Annotated in this window: 7 protein-coding genes and 1 pseudogene; 6 read left to right on the top strand and 2 right to left on the bottom strand. The window is 72.0% G+C overall.

The genetic code is table 11. The features are described from left to right. The 6 genes from NON22_RS12260 to rpoH form a co-directional block, all read left to right on the top strand. Positions 1-3,602: DUF4132 domain-containing protein (locus tag NON22_RS12260; RefSeq protein ID WP_257387223.1), on the top strand; the 3,602-nt coding region annotated here is incomplete at its 5' end. A 170-nt stretch (positions 3,603-3,772) separates the two neighbouring features. After that, positions 3,773-4,885 carry an ATP-binding protein gene (locus tag NON22_RS12255; RefSeq protein WP_257387222.1) on the top strand — a complete coding sequence of 371 codons (1,113 nt, stop codon included), beginning with the start codon at positions 3,773-3,775 and terminating at the stop codon, positions 4,883-4,885. After that, on the top strand, positions 4,882-7,266 hold the full coding sequence (locus tag NON22_RS12250) for a DUF5682 family protein (protein WP_257387221.1): 2,385 nt from the start codon (positions 4,882-4,884) through the stop codon (positions 7,264-7,266). Before NON22_RS12255 ends, NON22_RS12250 begins: the two co-directional genes overlap by 4 nt. Beyond that, positions 7,263-8,384, top strand: a complete 1,122-nt coding sequence (locus NON22_RS12245; protein ID WP_257387220.1) for a VWA domain-containing protein — start codon at positions 7,263-7,265, stop codon at positions 8,382-8,384. The genes NON22_RS12250 and NON22_RS12245 overlap by 4 nt, the downstream gene beginning before the upstream one ends. Continuing rightward, the gene (locus NON22_RS12240; RefSeq protein WP_257387219.1) at positions 8,384-10,450 is read left to right on the top strand and encodes an SWIM zinc finger family protein; all 2,067 of its coding nucleotides are present in this window, start codon (positions 8,384-8,386) and stop codon (positions 10,448-10,450) included. Before NON22_RS12245 ends, NON22_RS12240 begins: the two co-directional genes overlap by 1 nt. Positions 10,451-10,662: 212 nt before the next feature. Next, positions 10,663-11,529: an RNA polymerase sigma factor RpoH gene (gene rpoH / locus NON22_RS12235; protein ID WP_257387218.1), complete on the top strand. Its 867-nt coding sequence runs from the start codon at positions 10,663-10,665 to the stop codon at positions 11,527-11,529. Between the two features lie 66 nt (positions 11,530-11,595). On the opposite strand, the gene NON22_RS12230 is transcribed toward rpoH, so the two are convergent. Further along, positions 11,596-12,864 carry an NAD(P)/FAD-dependent oxidoreductase gene (locus NON22_RS12230; protein WP_257387217.1) on the bottom strand — a complete coding sequence of 423 codons (1,269 nt, stop codon included), beginning with the start codon at positions 12,862-12,864 and terminating at the stop codon, positions 11,596-11,598. Between the two features lie 21 nt (positions 12,865-12,885). Continuing rightward, a pseudogene (locus tag NON22_RS12225) lies at positions 12,886-13,079 on the bottom strand (primosomal protein N'); the annotation flags it as partial.

Genomic DNA, 13,079 nt, shown 5'->3' with positions numbered 1-13,079 from the left:
TAGCGCCGCCGCCGGCCGACGTGGACCTCGCGCTCGACATGCTGCCGCCGCTGCCGAGCCTGGCCGGCAGCACGCCGCCGTGGTGCGCGGCCGGCGAGCCGCTGGACTACGACGCGGCGATGAAGCGCCTGCTCGTGTCGACCTACGAACAGCGCCTGCTCGAGCCGCTGCCGTCGCGGCGCTTTCCGGGGTTGCCGTACGGCGGCGAAACGCGCGAGTCCTGGAACCTCGCCTGCGCGGAAATGGCCAAGTCGCTGGAGTTCGATTTCGCGGCGACCGATCCGACGCTGTCGACCACTTTGCAGGAGGCCGCGGACCGGTTGCGGCAGCGGGAGCCGGCGGGCAGCGAGGCGGGCGATGCAATGCTGCTGGCGCTGGCCTGCGCGCTGCTGGACCGGAACAGCAGCGGCAGCATCGCGCGCGAGCTGATCGCGCGGCGCGGCCTCGTCGCTGCGGTCGGCGTGCTGCTGCAGGCGCAGCGCTACGCCGTCGAATCCGAGCGCGAATGGAACAGTCAGCGCGAGATGCGCCACATCGTCAGCGTGAGCCTTCGGGTCGGCGGTCTCGCCACCACGCAATGGGGCTACGTTGTCAGCGGCGAAGAGCTGTGCTTCCGCCGCTTCCTCGCCCAGGCGCCCGAGGCGCAGTGGCGCGCAGCGGCGGATCGGATCGAAGCCGAGATCGCGTCGCTGCACCCGGCGCGTCAGGTTGCCGTGGCCCTGCTGCTGCCGGATCTGCCGGAGCTGTCGAACCGGCTGGCTCTGCAGCTGTCCGGCCCGGCCGCGCCGGCCGCGGTGAACTGGCTGCAGCTGACCGCGACCGATCCGGCGGCGATCGCCGCGGCGCAGGCGGTCCGGATCGAGTACAGCTCCATCTTTCACCAGAGCACCATGCTCGCGACCGTGCTGCAGGAGCGCCGCCTCGGCGCGATACCGGTGTTCGCCGGCGCGCCAGCGCTGGACTATCCCGGCGACGCGCTCGCGCTGATGGGCGTGCCCGAGGCCGTGGACGCGCTCGCGCGCGTCGCCGCTTCGAGCAAGGCCTGCCTGCAGCGCCTGAACCAGGCCGCGCAGCGCTGGCCGCTCGCGGCGATTCCGGCGCTCGCGCGCATCGTCGCCGGCGGCGGCCGCGACAGCGGCGCGCTCGTGCCGCTGCTCAGCGGCCTGCTGCAGAGCCAGTCCGCGGCGCTGCCGTCTTTGCGGCCGTGGATGGACGCGGCCTCCAACGCCGTCGTCGACCGCCAGCTCGCCCAGCTGTCCGGCCCGGCCGACGTGGCCGCGGTCGAGGACCTGCCGCGCGTGCTCGCCGATCCGCCGTGGCTCAAGGCGCGCAAGGCGCTCGCGAGCATCGGCGGTCTCGCGCCGCTGCCGCTGCCGACCCGGGCGCACTGGGACGACAGCGAACGCGCTGCCGTGTCGGAGCTCAGCGCCTGGGAAAAGCGCCGCATCGCCGCGGTCGGCGGCGACCCGGCCGTCGTGCTCGGCGAGCTCGGCTTCAACAACAACTACAGTGCTATCGACAAGGCGCTGGAAAAGCAGCTCGTCGACGAGGCCGCCGCGGCGCTGAGCCGGCACGACATGGACGCGCTGCACGCGGCCTGGACGCGGCTGAAGCAGAACCGGCGCTACGTCTATCTCAACGTCAACGGCGGCGTGATCGGCCGGCTGCCCGACCGGCTCGCGCTCGACGTCTGGAACCGGCTCGCCGGCGAGGGCAGCTCCGACAGCAACGTCGGCTACATGCTCGCGCGCTTCGGCCTCGACGCCTGGCCCGGCGCGTTGCGCGCGATACGCCGCAGCCCGTCCACGTTCACCGATCTCGCGCTGAAATTCGCCGACACGGACCTGGCCGTCACGGCCGCGCGCGCCTACGCCAAGCTCAAGACCCTGCGCCAGTTCGGCCGCGACTGGCTGCTGCGCTATCCGGAATACGCGGCCGCCGCGCTGATCGCGCCGGCGCTCGGCAAGGCCGGCGAGGCGCGCGACTGCGCCGGCGCGGCGCTGCGCTTCCTCGCGGCGAACGGCGAGGAGGCGGTGATACTCGACGTCGCCGCGCGCTACGGCCGCGACGACGTAACCGCGGCCGTGCGCACCATGCTCGCGGAAGATCCGCTCGACCGCTTCCCGAGCCGGCGCGGCGCGTTGCCGGCGTTCTGGGCGCCGCGCGGCTGGCGCCGGCCGGTGTTGCGCGCGAATGGCAAGGCGCTGCCCGACGCGGCGCTGGAGCATCTCGGCAGCATGCTCGCGTTTCCGGGCAACGAGGAGATCTATGCCGGCATCGGCCAGGTCGCCGACGCCTGCACCCCCGAATCGCTGGCCGATTTCGTCTGGGATCTGTTCAACGCCTGGCTCGCCGCAGCGGCGCCGTCCAAGGACGGCTGGGGCATGGCCGCGCTCGGCTGGCTCGGCAACGACGAGACCGCGCGCCGGCTCACGCCGCTGATCCGCAACTGGCCCGGCGAAGGCGCGCATGCGCGCGCGGTGGCGGGCCTCGACGTGCTCGCGGCGATCGGCAGCGACGTCGCGCTGATGCTGCTCAACGGCATTGCGCAGAAGGTCAAGTTCAAGGGCCTGCAGGACAAGGCGCGCGAGAAGATCGATGCGATCGCCGAGGCGCGCGGTCTCGGCGCCGAGGAACTCGAGGACCGGCTCGCGCCGGATCTCGGTCTCGACGCGGCCGGCACCTTGCTGCTGGACTTCGGCCCGCGCCGCTTCCGCGTCGGCTTCGACGAGGCGCTGAAGCCCTACGTGCGCGACGGCGACGGCGCGCGCCTGGGCGACCTGCCCAAGCCGAAGAAGACCGACGACGAGGCGCTGGCCGCGGCCGCGGTCGAGCGCTACAAGCAGCTCAAGAAAGACGTGCGCACGATCGCGAGCCAGCAGGTACTGCGTCTGGAAAACGCGATGTGCTCGCGGCGCCGCTGGGAGCAGCCGGTGTTCGAGCGCTTCCTGGCCGGCCATCCGCTCGTGCGCCATCTCGTGCAGCGCCTGGTCTGGGGCGTCTACGAGACGGACGCCGGCGACGCGAAGCAGGGCGGCCGGCTGCTGCAGTGCTTCCGCGTCGCCGAGGACGGCAGCTACGCCGACGCCGACGATGCGCCGCTGCAGCTCGCGCAGGGCGAGCACCTGCGCCTGGGTCTGCCGCACGCGCAGGAAATTCCGGCGGAAACCGCGGCGGCGTTCGGCCAGCTGTTCGCCGACTACGAGCTGCTGCAGCCGTTCGTGCAGATCGGCCGCGAGAGCTTCGCGCTCGGCGACGAGGAACGCGCGGCGACGCAGCTCGCGCGCTGGAAGGGCAAGGTCGTGCCGACCGGACGCGTGCTCGGCCTCGTCAACAAGGGCTGGCGCCGCGGCCAGGCCCAGGACGGCGGCGGCATCTGGTATTTCACGAAGCCGCTGACGCGCGATCTGGTCGTCGAACTCGGCTTCGAGCCCGGCATCATCGTCGGTCTCGTCGACGAATACCCGGAGCAGACCCTGCACGAGCTGCAGGTCGGCAGGCCGACCGACTGGGGCGGCATGCAGGACGGCAAGCCGTTCTCGGTGCTGGACCCGATCGCCGCGAGCGAGCTGATTCGCGACATGCAGATGCTCTGCGCCTGATCCCGCGAGGAGACCCGATCCGTGTCCGACGCGCGGCGCCTTCGCCGGCTTTCCGATCTCCACGCTGCCGGATGCCTGCGTCGCAGGCATCCGGCAGCCTTCCCGATACGAGCGGACATCGACTCCGACGCTGCCGCTCCTTGCCGAGTTTTCCGAACCGGACCCGCATGATGGCCACGAAACGAACCGAAAGCGCCGCGCCGGCGCTGCAGCGGCCGCCGGCCGAAATCCTCCACGCCGACGAGCTGCAGCGGCTCGCCGCGGCCGACCGCGATCCGCGGCCGCCGGGCTGGGCGCTGAGCCTCAAGGCCGCGCGCGCGTTCGTGCTCGGCGACGCGACGCTCGGCATCACGCGCAAGATCGTCGCGCCGGCCGCGGCGATCGAGCGCATGCTCGTGACTCTGGCGACCGGCCGCGGCCTCATGCTCGTCGGCGAGCCCGGCACGGCCAAGTCGCTGCTGTCGGAGCTGCTGGCCACGGCGGTCTGCGGCGTGTCCACCCTGACCATCCAGGGCGGCGCGTCGATCACCGAGGACCAGATCAAATACTCCTGGAACTACGCGCTGCTGATCAACGAAGGCCCGAGTCCGCGCGTGCTCGTGCCGGCGCCGCTGTATCAGGGCATGCGTGACGGGCGTATCGTGCGCTTCGAGGAAATCACGCGCGCGCCGCTGGAAGTGCAGGACTGCCTGCTCGGCATGCTGTCGGACCGCGTCATGGCCGTGCCCGAGCTGGCCGGCGAACACGCGATGCTCTACGCGCGCGAAGGCTTCAACATCATCGCGACGGCGAATACGCGCGACCGCGGCGTCAACGAGATGTCGGCCGCGCTGAAACGCCGCTTCGATTTCGAGACCGTGTTTCCTATCCTCGACTACGAGCGCGAGCTCGCGCTCGTGCAGCAGGCCTCGGCCGATCTGCTCGCGCGCAGCGGCATTCCCGAGAGCGTGCCCGAGCCGGTGCTCGAGCTGCTGGTCACGACGTTCCGCGACCTGCGCGCGAACGGCGAGAACGGCCGCCGCGACGGCGGCATGGACACCTTGAACGCGGTCATGTCGACGGCCGAGGCAGTCAACGTCGCCCATGCGGTCGGCGTGCGCGCCTGGTTCCTCGAACAGCGCGCCGGCAGCGAGGCGGATCTCGTCGACTGTATCGCCGGCACCGTCGTCAAGGACGACGCCGACGATCGCGCGAAGCTGCGCCGCTATTTCGAGCAGAAGGTCGCGAAGAAGACTGGTGCGCACTGGCGCGCCTATTTCGAGGCGCGGCACCGCCTGCCATGAGCGCGCGAGAGCCCTGCATCGTCGGCGTGCGCCATCACAGTCCGGCCTGCGCGCGGCTCGTCGCCGCGCGCATCGCCGCGCTGCGGCCGCGCTACGTGCTGATCGAAGGGCCGGCCGACTTCAACGGGCGGCTCGACGAGCTGTTCCTCGGCCATGCCCTGCCGCTGGCGATCTACAGCTATCTGTCGGGCGCCGGCGTGCAGCGCGGCTCGTGGACGCCGTTCGCCGAGCATTCGCCCGAATGGCAGGCGCTGACGACCGCCCGCGCGATCGGCGCGCAGCTGCGCTTCATCGACCTGCCGGCCTGGCACTCGGCGATGGACGACCAGCCGAACCGCTATGCCGACGCGCCCGAAGCCGACCACGAAGCGCGCGCCGAGGCGTACGAGCGCGCGCTCGGCGAACGCCTCGCGATCGACGGCCGCGACGCGCTCTGGGATCACTTGTTCGAGCAGGACGGCGACGTCGACGCGCTCGCGCTGCCGCTCGACACGCATTTCCGCCAGCTGCGCGGCGACGATCCGGGATCGCCGGGCAACGCCGCGCGCGAAACGATGATGGCGCGCTGGATCGCCTGGGCGATGGCGCGCGGCGACGGCGAGGTACTCGTGGTCTGCGGCGGCTATCACGCGCCGGCGCTCGCGCGGCGCTGGCGCGATGCCGACGTCGCGGCGACGCGCGACGAACCGGCCGTGCCCAAGCCGCCGGCGACGGAGGAAACGCCGCTGCGTCACGGCTCGTTCCTCGTGCCCTACAGCTTCAAGCGGCTCGACGCGTTCCAGGGCTATGCCTCGGGCATGTCCTCGCCGCTGTACTACCAGTGGCTTTGGGAAGACGGCAGCGCCGGCGCCGGCCGGCAGCTGCTGCGCGGAATCGCCGAGCGGCTGCGCGCGCGCCGGCTGACTGCGTCGACGGCCGATCTGATCGCGCTGCAGACGCATGCGCTCGGCCTGGCCCGGTTGCGCGGGCACGCCGAGCCGCTGCGCGCCGACTGGCTCGACGCGGTCGCTGCGGCGCTGCTGAAGGACGCCCAGGAAGCGCCGCTGCCGTGGACCTACCGCGGCACGATACGGCCGGGGACCGCGCCGCTGCTCGTCGAAGTCATGGACGTGCTGGCCGGCGACCGGCGCGGCCGCCTCGCGCCGGCCACGCCGCGGCCGCCGTTGCTGGATTCGGTGGAGCAGGAACTGGCCGCGCTCGGAATCACATTGGACGGCGAACGTGAGATCGATCTGCTCGTTCCGCACGGCCGCCGCCAGAGCCGCGTGCTGCACCGCCTGCTGCTGCTCGGCATTCCGGGGGTGACGCGCGTGCAGGGGCCGTCGCTCGCGCTGTCGGGCGAGCGCAGCGAACGCTGGCGCCTGGCCCAGCCTCTGGAACAGCAGGCCGCGCTGATCGAAGCCGGCGCCTACGGTGCGACACTCGCCGACGCGGCGCGCGCGCTGCTCGAGGAAAAACTGCGCAGTGTCCGCGACGACGTGGTCGCGCTGGCGCAGGGACTCAACACGGCCGCGCTGGCCGGTCTCGCCGCGGTCGGCGACGCGTTGCTGGCCGATCTGCGCGCGGCGATCGCGACGGCGCCGCGTTTCGACGCGCTCGGCCAGGCGCTCGGCGTGCTGTATCCGCTGTTCCGCCACGGCGAACTGCTCGACGTCGCCGGCGCGCCGCTGCTCGCGGCCGTGATCGAAGCCGCCTACGACCGCGCGCTGTGGCTGTACGAACCGCCGGCCGCGATCGCCGAGGCCGAATCGTTCGCGCACCTGCGCGCGGTCATCGCGCTGCGCGATCTCGTGCGCGGCCGGCATGCCGATGCCGGCGAAGGGCGGCAGGATCTGCAGCTGGAACTCCCGCGCGCGCTGGCCGTGTTCGCGCGCAAGGCGCACGACACCGGCGCCGCGCCGCTGAGCCGCGGCGCGGCGCTCGGCGCGTTGCTGAGCCTTCCGCAGCTGAGCCAGGACATGGCCGACACCGTCGATCTGACGGCCGCGATCGCGTTGCTCGGCGGCATCGCCGCGGCGTCGCTCGGCGACGCGGTGGCCGGCCTGCTCGCGCTCGCCCGCGAACAGCTCGCGCAGGAGCCGGCCTTCATCGCGGGCATCGACGCGCTCGTCGCCGCGCTCGACGACACGGATTTCCTGCGCGCACTGCCGGCGCTGCGCGGCGCCTTCGCGTGGCTGCCCGCGCGCGAGCGCGGCCGTCTCGCGAGCGCGCTGCTGCAGCTGCACGACGCCACCCATCTGTCCCAGCGCGCGCTGACCGCGCCGCTGGCCGGCGACGCTGACGCCGTCGCGCTGGCGCGGCTCGCGCAGCAGGAACGCCGCGTCTGGGACGCGCTCGCGCACTGGGGACTCGTCGCCGCGGATACGGAGCGGGCCGCATGAGTTTTCCGATACCGACCGCGCTCGCGCGCTGGCGGCTGCTGCTCGGCGAACCGGCGCAGGGCGCACTCGGCGGACTGGCCGGCGCGGCGCAGGCCGCCGACGCCGCGCTGGAATGGCTGTACGGCCGCGATCCCGAACGGGCGCTGCGCGGCGAGCGCGGCGGGAGCCTGGACCCGTCGCAGCTGACCGCGCCCGACTGGATCAACGACGTGCACCGGTTGTTCCCGCAGGACGTCATCGAGCGCCTCGAGCGCGACGCGGTGGAGCGCTACGGCATCACCGAAGTCGTGACGAACCTCGACGTGCTCGAGCGCATGGAACCCTCGCGGAACCTGCTGCGCGCGGTGCTGCAGACCAAGCATCTGATGAATCCGGCCGTGCTCGCGGCCGCGCGGCGCATCGTCGCCGAGGTCGTGCGCCGTCTCATGGAAAAGCTCGCGACCGAAGTGCGCCAGGCGTTCGCCGGGCCGCGCGACCGGCGCCGGCGCTCGCGCCTGAAGATCGCGCGCAATTTCGACTTCGTGCGCACCCTGCGGCGCAACCTCGGCCGTTGGGATCCGCAGCGGCGGCGCCTGTTCGTCGACTCGCTGCAGTTCATCAGCCGCTCGCGCCGGCATGCGCAGCGCTGGGACATCATCCTGCTCGTCGACCAGAGCGGCTCGATGGTCGATTCGGTGATCCACGCGGCGGTGACCGCGGCCTGCCTGTGGAATCTGCCGGGCATGAGCACGCGGCTCGTCGCGTTCGACACCGCGGTCGTCGACCTGACCCAGGATGTGGCCGATCCGGTGGAGCTGCTGATGAAGGTACAGCTCGGCGGCGGCACCGACATCGCCAAGGCCGTGGCCTACGCGCAGGGCCGCGTCGCCAATCCGACGCGCACCGTGGTCGTGCTGATCAGCGATTTCTACGAAGGCGGCGATCCGGGCGAACTCGTGCGCCGCGCGCAGGCGCTGGTGCAGGCCGGCTGCCGTGTGCTCGGCCTGGCCGCGCTCGACGCGCAGGCCAAGCCGAACTACGACCGCGAGACGGCGGCGCGACTGGTCAAGGTCGGCGCCGAGGTCGGCGCGATGACGCCGGGCGAACTGGCCGCGTGGCTGGCGGAAAAGGTGCGCTGATGGCCTTGCGTACGGATCTGCTGGAACTCGGCATCGAGGCGTTGACCGCGCTTGCGAATCCGGGCTTCGTCAAGCGCGCGCAGAAGGACATCGCCGAAGGCCGCCTGCCGCAGATCGACGTGCTCGCCGACGCGACCGTGCAGGCGCGCTACGAGGACGGCCAGCAGGCCAGCCTCGCGCCGGGCCGTTCCCTGCGCGAAGCCGTCTGCAGCTGTCCGGCCGCGGGGCTGTGCCGGCATCGCGTGACCCTCGTGCTGGCCTACCAGCACTGGGCGCAGACGCAGGCGGCCGACGCGGCGCCGGCCGCGGCCGAACCCGCGACGGAAACGGCCTGGCATCCCGGGGATTTCGACGACGCCGCGCTCGCGGCCGCGCTGGCGCCGGCCGTGCTGGAACAGGCGCGGCGCCTCGCGGCCGCGCGGCCGGTGGTCCGGTTGGCCGCGTGGCGGCCGGCGATGCCGACGCCGACGGCGCATCTGCCGCTGTGCACGGTGCGCTTCTTCTCGCGCAGCAACCTCGCCCACGCGCGCTGCGACTGCCGGCTCGGCGGAAATTGTGAACATGTAGCCGTCGCCGTCTGGGCGTTCCGCCAAGCGGCGGCGGGCCGGGACGCGGTGATTGAACTGCTGCCGCGCAGCGGCGAGGCCGCAGCCGAGGGTTTCGCAGCCGACGCCGAGGCGGCCGTCGCCGCGGCGCAGCGCTTCCTGCGCCGGCTCTGGCTCGACGGCAGCAGCCAGCCCTGGACGCCGCTCGAAGCCGACTACGTCGCGCTGCGCGACCGCTTCGCCGCGCTGGGCTGGCGCTGGCCCGGCGAATGCCTGGATGAACTGCGCGGACTGATCCTCGCCCAGGCCGCGCGATCGAGCCGCTTCGATCCGCAGCGATTGCTGGAGCTGCTCGCCGAGCTCGCCGCGCGCCTGCGCGCCGCGCAGGCGGCGGCCGGCGCAGCGGCCGCGCCGCTGCCGGCAAGCCAAATACTCGGCGTCGGCGTGCGCGGCGAGGTCGCGCTCGATCACCTCAGGCTCGTTTCGCTGGGCCTGCAGTGCTGGAGCGAAGAACAGGCGGAAGGTGCGCGCGTGCTGTTCGCCGATCCGGACACGCTCGCCGTGACCGTGCTCGAACGCCGCTGGCCGCGCGAGGAGGGTGCCACGACCACGTCGCTGCTGAACCGGCGCGTGGCCGGGCAGAGCCTGCGCCAGCTCGCTGCGGCCCAGGTCGTCACGCGCGGCGCCAAGCGGCGCGCGAACGGGCTCGTCGACATCCCTGCACTCGCGCGGCAGACCAGCGTGCTGCCGCTGTCGCCGCGCTCCTGGGACGGCCTGACCGCGCCGCTGCGCCAGCCCGGCGCGGCCGCGCTCGCGCGTCACCTGCGCGAGGCGGTGCCGGATTTCGTCCGGCCGCGCCAGGCCATCGCTCATGTCCACGTGCTGCCAGTGGCCGAGGTCGGCGAATGGGGCTGGGACGCGGCGGCGCAGACTCTGCGCGGCCGCCTGCGCTGCGGCGCGAACGCGGCCGACGGCGAAGGCAACGCGGACGACTGGGTGCGGCTGGTCCTGGTCCACGAGCCGGCCGCAGCGGCCGCGGTGGATGCGCTCGCGGCGGTGCTCGCCGATGCCGAGGATCCGCCGCGGCAGATCGCAGGAACCGTGTGGCTCGACGGCGGTGAGGTCTGTCTGAATCCGCTGGCCGTGCTGACGGCACGCCGCGCCGTCGTGCTGCAGGCCGGCGCGGCGGACGTTCGGACCCTGCCGGCGGCGGCGCCGGAACTCGCTGCCCAGGGCCTGGTCGGAGTGCTGCGCCACCTGTTCGAGGACCTGACCGCCTGGGCCCGCCAAGGGCTGCGGCACCAGTCCGGCACGGCGCTGATGCGCGTGGCCGGTCATGCCGAAACGCTGGAGCGGGGCGGCCTGGTGAGGGTTCCGGCGCTGTTGCGGCAGGTTCTAGCGAGCTGGCGCGACGGCGGCGAAGGTCTCGCGGCCCAGCTCTCGACCCTGATCCTGCTGGTGCAGGGCCTGCTAGGCGGCGGCGTGGACCGGGACGGGCCGGTCAATGCTCCGGTGGCATGACTAACGACCCTTTTCGATCAAAGGGTTAAGTCGCAGGCTCGGTATCATCGCCGGCCCGCTTATGACGATTCACAGGGGTTTAACCCTTTTCCTGTACTTGCTGGTACACTAATGCCCGTTCGCGCGGAACTCCCCCCGGGGAACTCCCGCGGTTCTTAGCACTCCCAGCAACCGAGTGCTAACCTGTGATCCAGTATTGGAGGTTTCAAGCCATGACCGAAGCGCTTGCCCTTGTCAGCAACAACCTGCCGGTTCCGAGTGCGCTGGGCAGCCTCGAGGCTTACATCAGCGCCACGCATCGCGTCCCTATGCTGACCCAGGACGAGGAACAGCAGCTCGCCGAGCAGTTGCGCCGCGACAACGATCTCGATGCGGCGAAACGGCTCGTGCTCTCCCACCTGCGTTTCGTGGTGCATGTCGCGCGCGGCTACCAGGGCTACGGCCTGCCGCTCGGCGACCTGGTGCAGGAAGGCAACATCGGACTCATGAAGGCGGTCAAGCGTTTCGACCCGAGCCTCGGCGTGCGTCTGGTCTCCTTCGCCGTGCACTGGATTCGCGCCGAAATGCACGAGTTCATCCTGCGCAACTGGCGCATCGTCAAGGTCGCCACGACCAAGGCGCAGCGCAAGCTGTTCTTCAACCTGCGCAAGTCCAAGAAGCGTCTGGGCTGGCTCAGCCACGACGAAGCGCAGACGGTCGCCAAGGAACTCGGCGTGCCGCTCGCGACGGTGCTCGAGATGGAATCGCGCCTGTCGGGCCGCGACGTCGGCTTCGATGCGCCGAGCGACAACGACGATGAAGCGCCGCCGGCTCCGGTGGCCTACCTCGTCGACCATCGCGCCGATCCGTACGAGTCGCTGGCCAACGACGACCAGGAAGAGAACCAGCTCGAGTCGCTGCGTGAAGGCATGGCGCGTCTGGACCAGCGTTCGCGCGACATCATCACGCGCCGCTGGCTCAAGGACGGCGAGAAGGCGACCCTGCAGGAGCTGGCCGATGAGTACGGCGTCTCGGCCGAGCGCATCCGCCAGATCGAGGCGAATGCGATGAAGAAGATGCGCGCGCTGTTCGTCGCGTAAACCGCATCGAGAACCGAGTGAACCACGACGGCCCCGCGAGGGGCCGTCGTCGTTTCCGGCCTCCGCTCAGCCGTCCCGCCCCGGCGGCGGCTGGCCGACGATGATTCGTGCGTGCCGCTGGTAGGTCCAGTAAGACCAGCTCCAGTTGATCAGCACGATGAGCCGGCTGCGGAATCCGATCAGGAACAGGATGTGGATCAGCAGCCAGAACCACCAGGCGATCAAGCCTGACAGATGCACGCGGCCGAGGTCGGCGACGGCGGCCATGCGGCCTATGGTCGCGAGCGACCCGACGTCGTGATAGCGGAACGGCGAGCGCGGCCGCCCGGCGAGTTCGGCGCGGATCATCCGCGCCGCATGCGAGCCCATCTGCTTGGCCGCCGGCGCCACGCCGGGCACGGGCTTGCCGTCCTGCTGCTTGCTCGCGAGATCGCCGACGACGAAGACCTCGGGATGTCCGGGCAGGCTCAGATCGTCGGCGACGAGCACGCGGCCGGCGCGATCCAGCGGCGCGCCCAGGCAGCGACCCAGCGGCGATGCGGCGACGCCGGCGGCCCAGAGAACGGTGCGCGCGGCGATGCGTTCCTCGCCGAGTGCGATGCCGTCAGCATCCACCGCCGTCACGGGCCTGCCCGCATGCACTTCGACGCCGAGCCGGCGCAACTGTGCCGCTGCCTTGGCCGACAAGGCATCCGGAAGTGCCGCGAGCACGCGCGGTCCGGCCTCGACGAGCAGCACGCGCGCGGCGGCCGGGTCGACGCGGCGGAATTCGCGGCGCAGCGTGTGCCGTGCGATCTCGGCCAGGGTGCCGGCGAGCTCCACGCCGGTGGGGCCGCCGCCGATCACGACGAAGTTGAGCCAGGCCGCGCGCCGGACCGGATCGGGCTCTGCCTCCGCGCGTTCGAACGCGGTCAGCACCTTGCGCCGGATCAGCAGCGCGTCGTCGAGCGTCTTGAGCCCGGGCGCGTGCACGGCCCAGTCGTCATGGCCGAAATAGGCATGGCGCGCGCCGCTTGCGACGATCAGGTAGTCGTAGTCGGATTCGCCGCCGTCGGCGCAGCGCAGGCGGCGCGCGTCGCGGTCGATGCCGACGACTTCGCCGAGCAGCACGGTCGCGTTGCGCTGTCGGCGCAGAATGTGCCGCAGCGGCGCGGCGATGTCGGGCATCGACAGGCCTGCCGTGGCGACCTGGTACAGCAGCGGCTGGAACAGGTGATGGTTGACCCGGTCGATCAGGCTGACGCGGACCGGACTGTCCGCGAGCGCGCGGGCGGCCCACAGCCCGCCGAAACCGCCGCCGACGATGACCACGTGCGGGATCTTTTGCGTTTGCATGGATGACTCACGAGTTTGCCTTCAATAGAGGTCGACCGGGTCCACGTCGAGGGACCAGCGTACGCGCCGCGCCGCAGGCAGCTGGCGCCAGAGTTCGATCCAGCCCGGCAGCGCCGCCTGCAGGCGCGCGCGCTCGGTCGCCGAGAGCAGCAGCTGGCTGCGCGACATGCCGGCGCGCAGCGGCATCGGCGCCGGCAACGGGCCGAGCAGCGCGA

Origin of the sequence: Tahibacter caeni (assembly GCF_024609805.1) — a bacterium.
Lineage (GTDB): Bacteria > Pseudomonadota > Gammaproteobacteria > Xanthomonadales > Rhodanobacteraceae > Tahibacter > Tahibacter caeni.
Note: the sequence above shows the minus strand (reverse complement) of the source record. Positions and strands in the feature narration are given on the sequence as shown.